The organism is Francisella adeliensis (assembly GCF_003290445.1).
Lineage (GTDB): Bacteria > Pseudomonadota > Gammaproteobacteria > Francisellales > Francisellaceae > Francisella > Francisella adeliensis.
In genome coordinates this window covers 1,879,270-1,895,244 of sequence record NZ_CP021781.1, presented here as the reverse complement: position 1 = coordinate 1,895,244, position 15,975 = coordinate 1,879,270, and the positions used below count along the sequence as shown (strand labels likewise).

Sequence of the window (15,975 nt, the reverse complement as noted above, 5' to 3'; positions counted from 1 at the left end):
TTGTTTACGAGGTTGCTGAGCGTAATCGAATGTGCTCAGCAAATTTATTTTCTTGTACAGCAAAACTAGCTCAACAGTCTTTTAAGCCAGATATTAGGCTCAAAAATATTCCAAACTGATGAGTTGGATTAATTTTTATTAAATAGTATATGTTGAAGAAAATATTTAGAAAGAGAGATAAGAATAATTAAAAGCTTCTACTGCTAGCACCAGTATATAGCTGTCTAGGACGACCAATTTTTTGAGCAGGGTCATTTAACATTTCCATTAACTGAGAAATCCAACCAGATGTTCTTGCTAATGCAAATATTGCTGTAAACATTTCTTCAGGAATGCCCATCGCTTTAAGGATAATACCTGAATAGAAATCAACATTAGGGAAAAGTTTTCTATCAATAAAGAACTCATCTTGTAGAGCAATCTCTTCAAGTTTCTTAGCGATTGAAAGTAGAGGATTATCTCCATCACCTAATTTAGACAATATTTCTTCGCAATTTTCTTTCATAGCTGTAGCTCTTGGGTCAGTGTTTTTGTAAACTCTATGACCAAAGCCCATTAGTCTAAATGGATCATTCTTATCTTTTGCTTTTGCTATAAATTTATCAATATTTTCAACACTCTCTATTTCAGCAAGCATTTTAAGAACAGCTTCATTTGCACCACCGTGAGCAGGGCCCCATAATGCAGTAATACCAGCAATAATTGCAGCATAAGGAGAAGTACCTGTTGAGCCAGCTAACCTTACTGTAGAAGTAGATGCATTTTGCTCATGATCAGCATGAAGCATAAACATAGTGTCCATAGCTTTTACATGTAACTCATCAGGCTTGAAGTTTTCATCTTTTGCAAACATCATGTATAAGAAGTTTTCAGCATAGCCATAGTCTTCTCTTGGCTCTAAAAATTTTTCACCACGATTATGTCTATAAGCCATTGCAGCCATAGTTGCCATTTTCGCTGCAACATTTTTAGCAATATGATCAAAAGCTTCTTTTTGACCGCCTTCTACGTATTCAGCAGCTAGTACATTTACACCAGCAATTAAGCAAGACATCGGGTGAGCGTGTTGAGGTAGAGAGCTTATAGCTGTTTTGATATGCTTACATACAGGCATTTTAGCGACTATTTCTTCTCTAAATTTCTGTTTTTGACTATCTGTTGGGATTCTGTCATAGAAAAGAGCATAGCATAAGCTTCTATAGTTTGATTTTTTTGTCCATTCCTGAATAGGATAGCCGCGGTGTAAAAGTATGCCTTTACCACCGTCAATATATGTGATTTTTGATTCACAAGCCGCTGTTGACATAAAGCCAGGGTCATAAGTGAAAATTCCATGCTTAACAAGAGATGAAACATCGATGCAGTCGTTGCCAAGGCTAGGTGAATGTACAGGTAATTGTAGTTCAATTCCCTTGTCTGCGTATGTAAGAGTTGCGTATTTACTCATTTCAATTTATGCCTCCGAGTTAGAGTTGAGTTAAAAAAGTTATGCAAAAATGCATTTATTAAGAAGATACAAGCTCTAATCGGTTTGGAGAGCTTTTTACCGTATCGATACTCAAAAAGAATAATAAGCTAAAGAAAAGCTATTTGCAAATAATAAAATAGCTCAAGTCTATTTAGATATGAAATTTTAAAAAATAAATCTAAAACTTTACTTAAATATTTGAATTTGAGTGTGCAAAAATATATCATTAAGATGTTGTAGAGTGCGTGTTTAAACGCTACTTAAAGTTTAGTGAAATGCTTGGGAGGATTATCGAGCGTGAAAAAAATTACTAATATTGATTTGATGTCAATCAAGTCGTATAACTTTCCTATTACTGCGATAAGTTCTATACTTCATCGTATAAGTGGGGTTATATTACTTATCGCGATGCCACTTGCTGTTGTGGGTATGAATTATTCTTTGGCTGGTCCTGATGGCTATAAGGCTACGGTAGATATTCTCACGGGTAGCTGGTGCAGTGTGTTTTTCTGGTTATTCTTATCTGCTGTTACATTTCATATATTTGCAGGTTTTAGGCATATGCTTATGGATATGGGCTTTGGTGAAAGCATGAAGGTTGCTAAAGCAACATCTTTAATAGTTATTGTGCTGGGCTTAGTTTCAGCTGTGTTGTGGGGGTGCTACTTATGGCTATAATGTCTCTAACATCTACAGGACTTAAAGACTTTTTTGTACAAAGAGTTACAGCGATCATTATAGCTGTATATTTTGCATATCTACTTATTGAGGCATTGTGCCTTTCACACTCAGGTCAACTTAATTATGAGGCTTGGTATGGATTGTTCACGGGTAGTATGTTTTTTAGAATAGCTACTTTGATGGCTTATTTAGCTGTATTTTTCCATGCCTGGGTAGGTATTTGGATTATATGTGGTGACTACATTAAATGCGCTTGGGCTAGTGCTACAGTGATGTTGACATTTGTTTTGTCATATATCTTCTGTTTCTTCTGGCTGTTCGCAGTATTATTTTTCTACTAAGAGGTTGTTTTTATGAGTATAGCTACACAAGAGTTTGATGCTATTGTTATAGGTGCTGGTGGTGCTGGCTTAAGAGCAGCCTTTCAGCTTTCACAGTCAGGTTTTAAAACTGCTGTTGTTTCTAAGGTTTTTCCAACAAGATCGCATACGGTTGCTGCCCAGGGCGGGATAGCTGCTGCACTTGGTAATGTTCAATTTGAAGATGATCTACCTTCGGATGATTGGAAATGGCATATGTACGATACTGTAAAAGGGTCGGACTATATCGGAGATCAAGATGCTATTGAATATATGTGTGAGCATGCTCCGCAGTCTATTATTGAGTTAGAGCATATGGGTATGCCATTCTCTCGTCTGAAAAATGGTAAGATTTATCAGCGAGCTTTCGGTGGTATGTCAAGAAATTATGATCCAGCTAACCAAGCAGAGAGAACTTGTGCTGCTGCAGATAGAACAGGACATGCTTTATTGCATACGCTTTACCAAGGTAACTTAGCTCACGATACGGATTTTTATACGGAATGGTTTGCTGTTGATTTAGTGAAAGCTGATGACGGTAGTATTTCGGGTGTAGTAGCACTATGTATTGAAACAGGCGAGACTGTATTCTTAAAAGCTAAGATAACAATTTTAGCTACAGGTGGAGCTGGTCGTATATATGAGTCAAGCACAAATGCTTATATCAATACAGGTGATGGTATGGGTCTAGCCTTAAGAGCTGACATCCCATTGCAGGATATGGAATTTTGGCAGTTCCATCCAACAGGTATTGCTGGAGCTGGTGTACTTGTTACTGAAGGGTGCCGTGGTGAAGGTGGTATCTTGCGTAATAAAGATGGTGAAAGATTTATGGAGCGTTATGCTCCAAATGCAAAAGACCTTGCTTGTCGTGATGTTGTATCTCGCGCATCTCAGCAAGAAATTATGGAAGGTCGTGGAGATACCTTTGGTGGGTCTAGCTGTGTATGGCTTGATTTAACTCACTTAGGAGCTGATGTGATTGATGAAAAACTTCCTACAGTTAGGGAGCTCGGCAGAACTTTTGCAGGTGTTGATCCAGTTGAAAATATGATCCCAGTAGTACCTACTTGTCATTATCAGATGGGAGGTATACCTACTAATAAATTCGGTCAAGTTGTTACACAGATCGATGGCAAAGATAAGGTCATAGAAGGTCTTTATGCTGTAGGTGAGTGTGCATCTGTATCTGTGCATGGAGCAAACAGATTGGGTAGTAATTCACTACTTGATTTGGTTGTGTTTGGCCGTGCTGCAGGTATTCATGCTGAGCAAAGTTTAAAAGAAGGTATGAAGGTGAAAGATACTTCTGCTGAAAATGTAGAAGCTGCTACTGCTAGAATCAATAAATGGGATAGTTCAGAAGAAAGAGGCTGTAAGGAAAAAATTTCTGTACTTAGAAAAGAGTTACAGCAAGTTATGCAACAGTATTTCTCTGTATTTAGACAAGAAGATACTATGCACAAAGGACTTGATGAACTTTATGCTCTTAGAACTAGACTAGAGAATGCAGTTCTTGAAGATAGTTCAAGAATATTTAATATGATGAGAATTGAAGCGCTAGAGCTTGATAACCTTATGTTAACAGCTATTGCAACAGCAAAAGCGGCTCTTGAAAGAAAAGAGTCTCGTGGAGCGCATTCGCGTGTAGATTTCCCAGATAGAGACGATGTGAATTGGATGAAACATTCGCTTTATTTCTTAGAAGATGATAAAACTTCATCAAGAGAAGTAAATATGAGCCCAACTAAAGTTAAGGCTTTCCAGCCAGCTGAAAGAAAGTACTAATAAGGATTTCGCATAATGGAAGTAAGATTTAAAATTTATAGATATAATCCGGAAGTTGATAAAAAACCTTACTACGATGAGTATACTGTAGAGGTAGAAAACGAAGGTGTTAAGGTACTTACAGCTTTAGAGCTTATTAAAGAGCAAGATCCTACGCTCGCTATGAGAAGATCATGCCGTGAAGGTGTCTGTGGTTCTGATGGTATGAACATCAATGGTAAAAACCGTTTAGCTTGTATTACTTCTATCGGAGAGTTAAAACAGCCAATCAAGATTAATCCTCTACCAGGTTTACCAGTGGTTAGAGATTTGATTGTAAATATGAAGCAGTTTTTTGATAACTATAATAAAGTTAAGCCATATCTTATCAATGATGAAGAAGCTCCTGTTAAAGAGAGGTTGCAATCACCTGAAGATAGAGCTAAATTAGATGGACTATACGAGTGTATTTTATGTGCTTGTTGTACTACATCTTGCCCATCTTTCTGGTGGAATCCAGATAAGTTTATTGGTCCTTCTGGTCTTTTGCAGGCTTATAGGTTTATCGCTGATTCAAGAGATACAGCTACAGAAGAAAGATTAGAAGATCTTAAAGATCCGTTTAGCTTATTTAGATGCAGAACAATTATGAACTGTGTTTCTGTTTGTCCGAAAGGTTTGAATCCAACAGAAGCTATCGGTAAGATTAGATCAACTTTATTAAAGAAGAGTGTATAAATAGTAGTAAACCAATTCTTGGGAATCTATATGAAAAAAAACCAACCTGATTTTAGTCAATGGCTAGAAACCACTCAGTTTTCTGGTGGTAATCTAGAATATCTTGAATCAATATATGATGATTATATTATAGGCAATCGCGAAGGATTAGATCCTGAGTGGGTGTCTTTTTTTGATTCTGTAGCTAACGAAACTGATACTGTACATAGAGATGTAGTTAATGAGTTTAAAGGTTTAGCTAAGAATAAGACAAACACTGTAGTTGTAGCAGGCGAGAGTGATATCAGCTTAAAAGCAAAAGCTTTGTTAAAGGCGTATCGTTCACATGCTTATAAATCAGCTAAGATTGACCCTCTTGGGCTTACGCAGTATGATAGAGACTCGGATCTTGAAATATCTGCACATGGTTTATCAGAGAGTGATTTGTCTGAGTCAGTTAACTTAGGTGGCTTTACAAACAATAAAGAAATGCTTCTAAAAGATGTTATCAGTAAACTTAAGTCAGTATACGAGTCAAGCGTAGGCTATGAATATAGGTATATTAGTAACAAATCAGAAAAGCTTTGGCTTCAAGACAGAATTGAAAGCGATACTACCCCAACAATGGAGCAGAAAAAATGGATCCTTCAGCAGTTAGTAGCCGCTGAAGGACTAGAGAAGTTTTTGGCTTTAAGATATGTTGGGCAGAAAAGATTTGGTGTAGAAGGAGGTGAGTCAATGATACCTTCACTACAGCACCTTATCGAGAAAGCAGTATCAAGACATTCAACAAAATTTGTGCAATTAGGAATGGCTCATAGAGGCCGTTTAAACGTACTTGTAAATGTTTTGGGTAAAAATCCAAAAGAGCTTTTTGAAGAGTTTGAGGGTAAGCAAAGTGAGAAAACGCTATCAGGCGATGTAAAGTATCACATGGGTTATTCAAACTATCGTAGTATTGATGGTAAAGAAGCTAAAATTGCATTGGCATTTAATCCATCTCATCTTGAAGCGGTTGATCCTGTTGTTGAAGGTGCTGCAAAAGCTATTCAAGACAAGTTAGATGGTAATGTCTTTAATAAAGTTCTTCCTATTTTAATACATGGAGACTCTGCCTTCTGTGGTCAGGGTGTTGTAATGGAAACATTTGGTTTTTCATTAACAGAAGCATATGGTACGGGTGGTACAGTACACTTGGTAGTAAATAACCAAGTTGGGTTTACTACAGCAAGTAAAAATGGTGTAAATAGAAGTAGTAATTACTCTACAGATATAGCAAAAATGGTTGATGCACCAATATTTCATGTAAATGGTGATGATCCTGAAGCTGTTGTAAGAGTTACAGATATTGCACTAGAATATCGCATGAAATTTAACAAAGATGTTGTTATTGATTTAATTTGTTATCGTAGAAATGGTCATAATGAAACTGATGAACCTTCGGGAACTCAGCCAAAAATGTATGAAGTTATCAAAAAGCACCCTACAACTTTAACACTTTATAGCGATAAGGCTATGAAAGAGGGTGTGGTTGATAGTGAACTATATTCTCGTTATATGGCAAATTATCGTAGTAAACTTACAGATGGTAAAGTAACGGTTGATATTTTAGATAGAAGTGTGGTTGCTGATCATTTAAAAGTATCTGATTGGTTACCTTATACGGGCACACAAGAAACTGATTATGACTATAAAACTATCTCTCAAGATCATTTAAGAGAGTTGGCTATGAAGATGTGTACTGTGCCAGAGAATATCAAGGTACAGATGCAGGTCAAAAAAGCTCTTACTGATAGAGAGAAAATGGCTAATGGCGAATTACCATTAAATTGGGGTTTTGCTGAAACGCTTGCATATGCAACGCTTTTAGATGAAGGATACCCTGTAAGACTGTCTGGTGAAGATAGTGGTAGAGGTACATTTTCACATCGTCATTCTGTTGTTAAAAACATGAATACAGATCAAAGTCCTGAAGAGTACATACCTCTTGAGCATATCAAAGAAGGTGTTAGATTTGATGTGATTGACTCAACACTTTCAGAGTATGGAGTGCTTGGTTTTGAGTATGGGTATAGTTGTTATAGTCCTAAATCTTTAGTGATATGGGAAGCGCAGTTTGGTGACTTTGTGAATACAGCTCAAGTTGTTATAGATCAATTTTTAGTGGCAGCAGAAGAAAAGTGGGGTATATTATCTGGCTTAACTTTATTCTTACCACATGGTCAAGAGGGAGCTGGAGCTGAGCATTCATCAGGTAGGCTTGAGAGATTTTTAAGCTCTTGTGCTAATCAAAATATGCAAGTTTGTACACCTACAACACCAGCACAGATATACCATTTATTAAGAAGACAAGTTATCAGACCACTTAGAAAACCTCTAATAGTGATGACACCAAAGAGTCTACTTAGAAACCCTAAGGCAGTTTCTTCTTTAGAAGAGCTTTCAAAAGGTCATTTTGAAAAGGTTATAGATGATAGCCAAGCTAATGCTAATAAGGTTACAAAAATCATACTTTGTAATGGTAAAGTTTATTATGATCTTATGACTAAGAAAACTGATAAGCATGAACATATAGCAGTGGTGAGAATTGAAGAGCTTTACCCTACACCTCGAGAAGATATCGGCAAGATACTAGCAAAATATAAGAATGCTAAAAAAGTAGTCTGGCTTCAAGAAGAACCTCAGAATAAAGGTTCTTGGTATCATATTCGTGGAAAGTTAGAGAAGTTGTTGGATGATAAGCAAACATTAGAGGTTGTAGCAAGAGAAAGATCTTCTGCACCGGCTGTTGGTTATCATGCGCTGTATACAAAACAGCAAGAAGAAATTGTTAATAAAGCATTAGAAATATAAAAAATTTACTAGGAGTAAATGATGGTTGAATTAAAAGTCCCAATGTTTCCGGAATCTGTAGCCGATGGTACACTAGCTCAATGGAATAAAAATGAAGGTGATTTTGTTAACGAAGGTGATATCGTTGCTGAAATTGAAACTGATAAAGTAGTAATGGAAGTTCCTGCTACGGCAAGTGGAGTGTTAAAAGGTATTAAAAAGCATACTGGTGATACAGTTTTGTCGCAAGAAGCTTTAGCGCAAATAGATGCTGATGGATCTGCTGAACCTAGCACAAAGGCTGAAGAAACTGCTCCAGTACAAACAACAGCATCAGGCACTGAAGTTGATGTTAAAGCTCCAGTATTTCCAGAATCAGTAGCTGATGGTACAGTTTCAGAATGGCATAAAAATGTTGGTGATGCTGTGGCTGAGGGTGATATTTTAGCTGAGATTGAAACAGATAAAGTAGTTTTAGAAGTTCCAGCAACTGTTGATGGTACATTAGTAGCTATTACAAAAAATGCTGGTGATACAGTTTTATCTGGTGAATCAATTGCGAAACTATCTGAAGGGTCAGTAGCTGTTAGTTCTGTACCAGCTAATGAAGATGAAAAGACAGGTTCTAACTCAAATGATCCTCATTTAGTACCGTCTGCTCGTAAAGCTTTTAATGCTAGTGGGTTAGATAATGCTAGTGATATACAAGGAACTGGTAAAAAAGGTCGTATAACAACTCAAGATGTGAAAAATGCATCTAGTGTAAAAGTAAATCAGCCAGAAATTGCTACTGTACCACAAGGTAAGAGATATGAAAAACGCGTTAAAATGACTCGTTTGCGTAAAACTATTGCTAATAGATTGGTAGATGTTCAGCAGACTAATGCAATTTTGACTACTTTTAATGAAGTTGATATGACTGCAGTTATGGAGCTTAGAAAAAAATACAAAGAGATGTTTGCAAAAGAGCATGATACTAAACTTGGCTTTATGTCTTTCTTCTTAAAAGCGTCTACAGAAGCTTTGAAAAAATTCCCAGATGTAAACGCATCTATTGATGGTGACGATATTGTTTATCATAACTATTTTGACATAAGTATAGCAGTTGGTACAGACCGAGGCTTAGTTGTTCCTGTGTTGAAAGATGTTGATGATATGAGTTTGGCAGATTTAGAAAATGCTGTAGTTGATAAGGCTATTAAAGCCAGGGATGGTAAACTAACTCTTGAAGATATGCAAGGTGGTACATTTACTATTACTAATGGTGGTACTTATGGTTCTATGCTTTCTACTCCAATCATCAATTCACCACAAAGTGCTATATTAGGCATGCATAATATCGTTGAAAGACCAATGGTTGTAAATGGTGAAATAAAAATTCGTCCAATTATGTATTTAGCATTATCTTATGATCATAGAATCATTGATGGTGGTACTTCTGTAAGGTTCTTGAAGATGATTAAAGAACTTCTTGAAGACCCAACTAGAATTTTACTACAAGTATAGTTTTCTAATTTTTTATCAAATTTCTACCTATAGGTATTTCCATGAGTTTAGAATTTATTGAAAGCAAAATTATCACTGTGCCTGACTATCCTAAACCAGGCATTATGTTCCGTGACATTACACCATTATTAGCTGATCCAGAAGGCTTACGCAAAACTACTTTTGAGATGAAAAAAGCTTTAGAGAGTAAAAATATTAAGCCAACAATCATCGCAGGAACTGAAAGTCGAGGATTTATTTTTGGTGTGGCGTTAGCAGAAGCGTTAGGTCTTGGATTTGTGCCTGTGCGTAAGCCAGGTAAGTTACCTAGAGCGATTTATAGTGTAAGCTATGATTTAGAATATGGAAGCGATAGCTTGGAGATTCACCAGGATGCTTTTTCAAAAGATGATAAAGTTCTTGTTGTAGACGATTTACTTGCCACTGGTGGTACAGCTAAAGCTACAGCAGAGCTTATCGAAAAAACACAAGCCAATGTTTGTGGAATGATATTTGTAATGGAGCTAGATGGTTTAGGTGGTCGTGAAAAGCTTGCAGGACATGATATTACAGCACTATTAAAGTTTTAAGGATATATCTATGGCTAAGTATTTTGGAACTGATGGTATAAGAGGAGAAGTTGGTAATTCAACTATTACAGCAGAATTTGTGCAAAAACTAGGTAATGCTGTTGGCTCCGTATTAAACGATAAAAAGAAGAAAAAACTAGTAATTATAGGCCAAGATACACGTAGCTCAGGTAATATGCTTAAGTATGCTCTAGTGTCTGGTTTAAATGGTGCTGGTATTGATGTTTTAGATTTAGGGGTTGTACCAACTCCAGTTGTTGCTTTTATAACTGTTAAGCATCAAGCGTCAGCAGGTTTTGTTATCACGGCATCACATAACAAATTTACTGATAATGGTATTAAGCTTTTTTCATCAGATGGTTTTAAGCTAGATGATGGCTTAGAGGCTGTTGTTGAGTCTAAAATAGATAGCCCTTTTGAATACCAAAAAGATTATAAGTTTGGTAACTACACTCTTGTAGAAAGTTTAGTTAATGATTATTTAAATGATTGTCACTCTAAATTCAAAGACATAGTTTCTTATACTGGAAAGGTTGTGGTCGACTGTGCTAATGGTGCTGCATCAAACCATTTTGAATCTTTGCTTGATATGTTTGGAATAGATTATATTACAATTGCATCTGATCCTGATGGTGTAAACATAAATGTGGATTGTGGAGCTACTTGTATTGATAATATAGCAAAAGCAGTACAAGAACATAATGCTGATTTAGGGATTTCACTTGATGGTGATGCTGATAGAATCATGATCGTTGATGAAAAAGGTGATTTGATAGATGGTGATGGTATTTTAAATATCATTTCACAGTTTAGTGACATTTGTGGTGGTACAGATGGTATAGTCGGTACACAAATGACAAATATGAGCTATGAAAATCATTATAAGCAAAATGATATTCCATTTATTCGCTCAAAAGTTGGTGACAGGTATGTTCTTGAAGATCTAGTAAAGTATGGTTATAAGATTGGTGGAGAGTCATCAGGCCATGTAATAAACCTAAATTTTGGTACGACTGGAGATGCTTTATTTACAGCCGCGCAATTATTAGCTATATTCTCTCAATATAATAAACCGGTTTCACAATTTAAGTTAGCTGGTGAGCTTATGCAACAAGTACTTATAAATGTGCCTTTAGCAAAGAAAGTAACACCCAAAGATTTAGACAAATTAGCAAATGATGTTGCTCAGACGGAGACAGAGTTAGCTTCACATGGAAGAGTGCTTTTAAGACCTTCTGGAACTGAGCCTGTACTTCGTGTAATGGTAGAAGCAGATGATAAGGGTTTAGCTCAAAAGCATGCAGAATACCTGGTAGAGAAAGTAAAAGAAAAAATCTAAAGAACTATAAAACAAAAAGTGGAATAAAATATGCAAAAATTAATAATGGGTAATTGGAAGATGAATGGTAACACTCAAAGCATTAAAGAGCTTTGTGCTGGTATTGCGACTGCTAAATTTGATAGCTCAAAGGTAAGTGTTGCTGTATTTCCATCTAGTGTATATGTAAAAGAAACTATTGCTCAATTACCAAAAGAAATTGGTGTGGGTTTGCAAAATATCACATTTAATGATGATGGTGCTTTCACTGGAGAACTTTCAAAAACTATGCTTGAAGATTTAGGTTGTGATTACCTATTAATCGGTCATTCGGAGAGAAGATCTTTGTTTGGTGAAACAGATGAATGTGTATTTAAAAAGCTACTAAAAGTTATAGATACTGATATAACTCCTGTGGTGTGCATAGGTGAATCATTAGAAGATAGAGAGGGTGGTAAGCTTGAAGAAGTTTTAGCATCTCAGTTAGCTTTAGTGTTACAAAATTTATCTGTAGAGCAGTTAAGTAAAGTAGTGATCGCATACGAGCCTGTATGGGCAATAGGTACAGGTGTTGTAGCATCTCTTGAACAGATTCAAGATACACATAAGTTCATCAGATCCATGATAGCTAGAATAGATGAAAATCTTGCTAAAAACATTAAAATAGTGTATGGTGGTAGCCTTAAAGCAGCAAATGCTAAAGACATTTTGAGTCTAGCGGATGTTGATGGTGGATTGATTGGTGGAGCATCACTGAAAGCTTCTGAGTTTAACGAAATAATAAATCAAGCAAATATAATATGTACTCAATAATTTTAACAATAGATGTAATAGCAGCTTTAGCTATTATTGTACTAGTACTTTTACAGCAAGGAAAAGGCGCCGATATGGGCGTATCTTTTGGCGCTGGTTCTTCAAATACTGTATTTGGTAGTAAAGGTTCGGCATCATTTTTATTTAAAGCGACAATTTTCTGCACAGCGGTATTTTTTGTTGGATGCTTAACTCTTGGTTATCTTGGTAAAAGTCCTAAAGCAGCAACTACAGATACTTCTGCTAAGTCTATTGCTAATCAGTACGACTATGAGCAATACCAAAAAGAGACTGGTCAAGATAAAGCAACGAAACAAGTACAAGATATTGTTGCAAAAACAAATGCAGCAACACAATCTAAATAATCTACCTGCACTGGTGGTGGAATTGGTAGACACGCCATCTTGAGGGGGTGGTGTCCGAAGGATGTGTGGGTTCGAGTCCCACTCAGTGCACCATAATTATAATGATCTATAAAACTTATTTTCTATAAAAGATACCCGGACCTTTCGCTATACTTCAAACTTCAAGAGTATTTTTGGTGAGAGGGTTACATAGTCTATAAGTACTTTTAACCCTTTTTTGTGATTAGCTATAATTAGTATTGCTAGTTAAGAGCTTTTTTGAAATAATCTGTTTGCATATGAAAAGTGAGAAAACTATATATAGATATGCAAAAAAAAACTAAGTTTAATAAATTTGATTATAGCTGGCTAATAATCAGTATAGGAATGGCTGTTGGGGCTGGAATTGTATTAGTTCCTGTTACTGCAGGTATCGTTGGGTTTGCAATATTTGCGATATCAATTTTAGTAGCTTACCCTGGTATATATTTATTTCAGAGGCTATATATTCGTACATTATTTGCTTCAAAAGAGCCTAAACTTTATAAAGAAGTAGTAGGTGAGTTATTGGGAAGCAGATGGTCATTTTTCTTGGGGATGCTCTACTTCCTGATGATGGTCATTTGGACCGTAATTTACGCCGAAGTTGTTGCTAAATCATTAGCAGCATATCTATATATCTTCAAATTTACAGACAACCCTCATCTTGAGCAAAATATAATATATAGTGCTTTACTAATGCTAATAATGATTTTTATAGGCATAAAGAGCCAAAAGCTACTAGTAAGAGTTTCATCTTTCTTGGTTTGTGCACTAGTAATAGCTGTTATTTTAGCTTCGATATTTCTAATACCTTTATGGTCATTAGATAATATAGCTACCCTACCAAGGGAAAATAGTGAGTTTATAACCCGGACTGTTTTTATGTTGCCTTTTTCTTTGACCTCAATACTTTTTATACAGTCATTAAGCCCGATGGTTTCAGCCTATAGAATTCATTATTCAGGCCTTAAGAATGATGAATTAGTTTTGCAAAAAACATTGAGAACGATGAAAATAGCATTCATCTTATTGGTTAGTTTGATAGGCTTTTATATACTTTCATTTTCACTTGTAATTCCTAAGGAATTTGCACAGGAGGCTGCAGCAGGAAATCAGTCTGCTTTTGTACTACTAGAGCAGCATGGATTATCAAGTGTAGTTTTACATGTTTGTGGGGTTGTTATAAGTGTTTGTGCAATTTTAACTTCATTTTTGAGTATATTATCAGGCATGACAGAATCTTTGAAAGGACTCTTAAAGACTGGTCTTTCTAAGTTTAACTTATATGAAATAATAGGCCCTAAGAGTATAGATGTGCTAGTTGTTACAATAATATTTTTATTGACGTGGTTATCAATAGTATTTGACGCACCTATCTACAACCTAGTGCCACTATCTGGGCCGATATTTGGAATACTAGGATGTTTAGCTCCAGCATATATGGTATATAAAGTTCCTTCACTACATGTGTATAAATCAAAAAGTATTTATTTCATTATTTTTATTGGTATTGTTTTGATAATTTCACCATTACTACCTTCAGCAGTCTAGCGATACTTAAGAATTAGTATAATTAATGTCTAAAGTGTCTCATACCAGTAAAGACTATTGTAATACCTACAATTTGAGTACCATGAGCATATACAATAGTATTTGGTTTTACAGTTTTCCATGCAAATAGCATATTCGGTCTATTCTTTTATTATAGATTGGTATTTTATAGTAAGAATATAGTCATCTTTAGTTACTTCATGATTGTTATAAGGATGAGAGAGGATTACAAGACAACGTTTTTCTCAAGTTTGTTGGGCATTTGCACAATAATAATTTAAATCTATTTTCTATAAAAAATATCTGCACCTTTAGCGATTTTTCCAAATTTATCATCTTTATTGTATAGAGGGCATCTATCTAAAGATAAACAACCACAACCTATGCAGCTTGATAAATTATCTCTGAGCTTAGTTAAGTAGTCTATTTTTTCATTTAGGTCTTTTTTCCAAACCATAGATAGTCGTTGCCAATCACTTTCATCTGGGGTCTGTTTTTTTGGTAAATGTGAAAATGAAGCTTTTATATCATCTAGCTTAATTCCTACTTTTTGTGCTGCTTTAATTATTGATATTCTACGAAGCACATCTCGACTAAATCTTCTTTGGTTTCCGGAGTTACGCCAACCATGTATTAATCCTTTGTTCTCATAATGATGGACTGTCGAAACCTTTATATTACATCTTTCAGCAACCTCTCCTACACTTAGATTTTTTTTCATATACTTTCCTATGTAAAGCTCTTGACCTCATGTTAACTTGAGGTTTTATAATAGTCAACAATAAAATATTTAAATATCTAAAAAGGAATTTCCAGATGAATAAACAAGAGAAACAGTTACTATTTTTTTTACCAGTCTTAAATTTATTATGTGGCGTAAGCATTGATTCATATTCACCGGCACTACCTGATGTTGCTAATTATTTTTCTACTTCAAGTTCTATGGCTCAATCGACAATTACTATAATGATAGTAGGTTTTGCTATTGGACAATTTGTTTTTGGGTTTTTATCTGATTTGTATGGTAGGCATAAAACTATAATACTATCTTTAATAATTTACATACTTGCTACGGTTTTAATTCTTTGTACTAAATCTATATTAGCTCTAATAGTATTGAGATTTATTCAAGGGATTATGTGTGGGTCATTTGCAGTTAATTCGCGAGCTGTAGCCATGGATAAGTTTAAGGGGCATAGCTTTAAGCTAGTAATTGTTTATTTATCTTTAGCTTGGGGGATTGGGCCAATAATATCACCATATCTTGGTGGTGTCTTAGTAACATATTTCAATTGGCAAGCTATATTCATTGTAACACTGATATATGCAATTATATTATTGGTTGCTTCGATAAAATTAATTGATAGAAAAATTTGTGGAAGTAAACAGTTGTCTGATTATATAAATATTTCTAGAGAAATAATTATAGATAAAGAGTTTATTTCTAGAACAGGAATTTTAGGGTTATGTTTTTCTCAGGCAGTTATTTTCAATATTACGGCACCATTTTGGTCAGTAAATATATTTAAACAATTACCTGATGCTTTTGGACTAGCTGCTCTTATTTCGGGGTTAGGTTATTTTGTAGGAACATTAGTTAATAAGCAATTAATTAATAAGGTAGCTTGTAATAAACTCATTTTATTTGGGCTAACTATAGGAAGCATGAGTTCTTTAATCTTTTCATTTGTTAGTTATGAGTCAATTTATACAGTTGCATTAACTGTGGCAGCAATTAATTTTGGCTCTGGTTTTATATTTGCTAATATAATGGCTGAAAATATGTCTAGGTTTTGTAATTATGGGGGAGTATTTTCTGCTTTACAAGGTAGCATAACTATTATTATAGGTTTTGCTATAGCACTAGCGGTATCGTTTTTAAATCAGCCAACAATATCAAATATTGGTGCTGTCTATCTATTAGTTTCAGTTATGCAAATATTTCTTTTTATAAAGATAATGTATTCTAGAAGTATGTATAGAATTATTTTTGAGAAAATATAAGAGA

General features: G+C 35.1%; 14 protein-coding genes and 1 tRNA gene. 13 read left to right on the top strand and 2 right to left on the bottom strand.

The window, feature by feature from the left end; all coding sequences use genetic code 11:
• Positions 1-187: 187 nt before the first annotated feature.
• A complete protein-coding gene (locus CDH04_RS09035; protein WP_112870703.1) occupies positions 188-1,447 on the bottom strand; it encodes a citrate synthase in 1,260 nt (419 codons plus the stop codon).
• A 318-nt stretch (positions 1,448-1,765) separates the two neighbouring features.
• Here CDH04_RS09035 and sdhC point away from each other — a divergent pair, with 318 nt between their 5' ends.
• From sdhC to CDH04_RS08975, 12 genes are all read left to right on the top strand, one after another.
• Positions 1,766-2,146: a succinate dehydrogenase, cytochrome b556 subunit gene (gene sdhC, locus CDH04_RS09030; protein ID WP_162699228.1), complete on the top strand. Its 381-nt coding sequence runs from the start codon at positions 1,766-1,768 to the stop codon at positions 2,144-2,146.
• On the top strand, positions 2,122-2,490 hold the full coding sequence (gene sdhD / locus CDH04_RS09025; protein ID WP_112870702.1) for a succinate dehydrogenase, hydrophobic membrane anchor protein: 369 nt from the start codon (positions 2,122-2,124) through the stop codon (positions 2,488-2,490). The genes sdhC and sdhD overlap by 25 nt, the downstream gene beginning before the upstream one ends.
• Positions 2,491-2,502: 12 nt before the next feature.
• Positions 2,503-4,296 carry a succinate dehydrogenase flavoprotein subunit gene (sdhA, locus tag CDH04_RS09020; protein ID WP_112870701.1) on the top strand — a complete coding sequence of 598 codons (1,794 nt, stop codon included), beginning with the start codon at positions 2,503-2,505 and terminating at the stop codon, positions 4,294-4,296.
• A gap of 15 nt (positions 4,297-4,311) precedes the next feature.
• On the top strand, positions 4,312-5,013 hold the full coding sequence (locus CDH04_RS09015; RefSeq protein ID WP_112870700.1) for a succinate dehydrogenase iron-sulfur subunit: 702 nt from the start codon (positions 4,312-4,314) through the stop codon (positions 5,011-5,013).
• A 30-nt stretch (positions 5,014-5,043) separates the two neighbouring features.
• Positions 5,044-7,845 (top strand): 2-oxoglutarate dehydrogenase E1 component, encoded by a 2,802-nt coding sequence (locus tag CDH04_RS09010; RefSeq protein ID WP_112870699.1) that lies wholly within the window; start codon positions 5,044-5,046, stop codon positions 7,843-7,845.
• A gap of 21 nt (positions 7,846-7,866) precedes the next feature.
• Positions 7,867-9,330: a 2-oxoglutarate dehydrogenase complex dihydrolipoyllysine-residue succinyltransferase gene (gene odhB / locus CDH04_RS09005; RefSeq protein WP_112870698.1), complete on the top strand. Its 1,464-nt coding sequence runs from the start codon at positions 7,867-7,869 to the stop codon at positions 9,328-9,330.
• 41 nt (positions 9,331-9,371) lie between these two features.
• On the top strand, positions 9,372-9,899 hold the full coding sequence (locus tag CDH04_RS09000) for an adenine phosphoribosyltransferase (RefSeq protein WP_112870697.1): 528 nt from the start codon (positions 9,372-9,374) through the stop codon (positions 9,897-9,899).
• 10 nt (positions 9,900-9,909) lie between these two features.
• Positions 9,910-11,238 carry a phosphoglucosamine mutase gene (glmM, locus tag CDH04_RS08995; RefSeq protein WP_112870696.1) on the top strand — a complete coding sequence of 443 codons (1,329 nt, stop codon included), beginning with the start codon at positions 9,910-9,912 and terminating at the stop codon, positions 11,236-11,238.
• A gap of 30 nt (positions 11,239-11,268) precedes the next feature.
• On the top strand, positions 11,269-12,030 hold the full coding sequence (tpiA, locus tag CDH04_RS08990) for a triose-phosphate isomerase (RefSeq protein WP_112870695.1): 762 nt from the start codon (positions 11,269-11,271) through the stop codon (positions 12,028-12,030).
• Positions 12,018-12,395: a preprotein translocase subunit SecG gene (secG, locus tag CDH04_RS08985; RefSeq protein ID WP_112870694.1), complete on the top strand. Its 378-nt coding sequence runs from the start codon at positions 12,018-12,020 to the stop codon at positions 12,393-12,395. Before tpiA ends, secG begins: the two co-directional genes overlap by 13 nt.
• Before the next feature lie 7 nt (positions 12,396-12,402).
• A tRNA-Leu gene (locus CDH04_RS08980) sits at positions 12,403-12,488 on the top strand.
• Positions 12,489-12,701: 213 nt separating this feature from the next.
• Positions 12,702-13,967: an amino acid permease gene (locus tag CDH04_RS08975; RefSeq protein ID WP_112870693.1), complete on the top strand. Its 1,266-nt coding sequence runs from the start codon at positions 12,702-12,704 to the stop codon at positions 13,965-13,967.
• Between the two features lie 283 nt (positions 13,968-14,250).
• Here CDH04_RS08975 and soxR read toward each other — a convergent pair whose 3' ends face one another.
• Positions 14,251-14,688 (bottom strand): redox-sensitive transcriptional activator SoxR, encoded by a 438-nt coding sequence (soxR, locus tag CDH04_RS08970; protein WP_112870692.1) that lies wholly within the window; start codon positions 14,686-14,688, stop codon positions 14,251-14,253.
• 95 nt (positions 14,689-14,783) lie between these two features.
• Between soxR and CDH04_RS08965 the strand changes: the two genes are divergently transcribed.
• Entirely contained in the window at positions 14,784-15,971 is a 1,188-nt protein-coding gene (locus CDH04_RS08965) for an MFS transporter (RefSeq protein ID WP_112870691.1), read from the top strand.
• Positions 15,972-15,975: the final 4 nt, after the last annotated feature.

Coding starts and splice junctions, on each gene's coding strand:
- odhB (WP_112870698.1), top strand. CDS start 7,867: ATGGTTGAATTAAAAGTCCCAATGTTTCCGGAATCTGTAGCCGATGGT.
- CDH04_RS09010 (WP_112870699.1), top strand. CDS start 5,044: ATGAAAAAAAACCAACCTGATTTTAGTCAATGGCTAGAAACCACTCAG.
- sdhA (WP_112870701.1), top strand. CDS start 2,503: ATGAGTATAGCTACACAAGAGTTTGATGCTATTGTTATAGGTGCTGGT.
- tpiA (WP_112870695.1), top strand. CDS start 11,269: ATGCAAAAATTAATAATGGGTAATTGGAAGATGAATGGTAACACTCAA.
- CDH04_RS08965 (WP_112870691.1), top strand. CDS start 14,784: ATGAATAAACAAGAGAAACAGTTACTATTTTTTTTACCAGTCTTAAAT.
- soxR (WP_112870692.1), bottom strand. CDS start 14,688: ATGAAAAAAAATCTAAGTGTAGGAGAGGTTGCTGAAAGATGTAATATA.
- CDH04_RS09015 (WP_112870700.1), top strand. CDS start 4,312: ATGGAAGTAAGATTTAAAATTTATAGATATAATCCGGAAGTTGATAAA.
- CDH04_RS09035 (WP_112870703.1), bottom strand. CDS start 1,447: ATGAGTAAATACGCAACTCTTACATACGCAGACAAGGGAATTGAACTA.
- CDH04_RS08975 (WP_112870693.1), top strand. CDS start 12,702: ATGCAAAAAAAAACTAAGTTTAATAAATTTGATTATAGCTGGCTAATA.
- glmM (WP_112870696.1), top strand. CDS start 9,910: ATGGCTAAGTATTTTGGAACTGATGGTATAAGAGGAGAAGTTGGTAAT.
- CDH04_RS09000 (WP_112870697.1), top strand. CDS start 9,372: ATGAGTTTAGAATTTATTGAAAGCAAAATTATCACTGTGCCTGACTAT.
- secG (WP_112870694.1), top strand. CDS start 12,018: ATGTACTCAATAATTTTAACAATAGATGTAATAGCAGCTTTAGCTATT.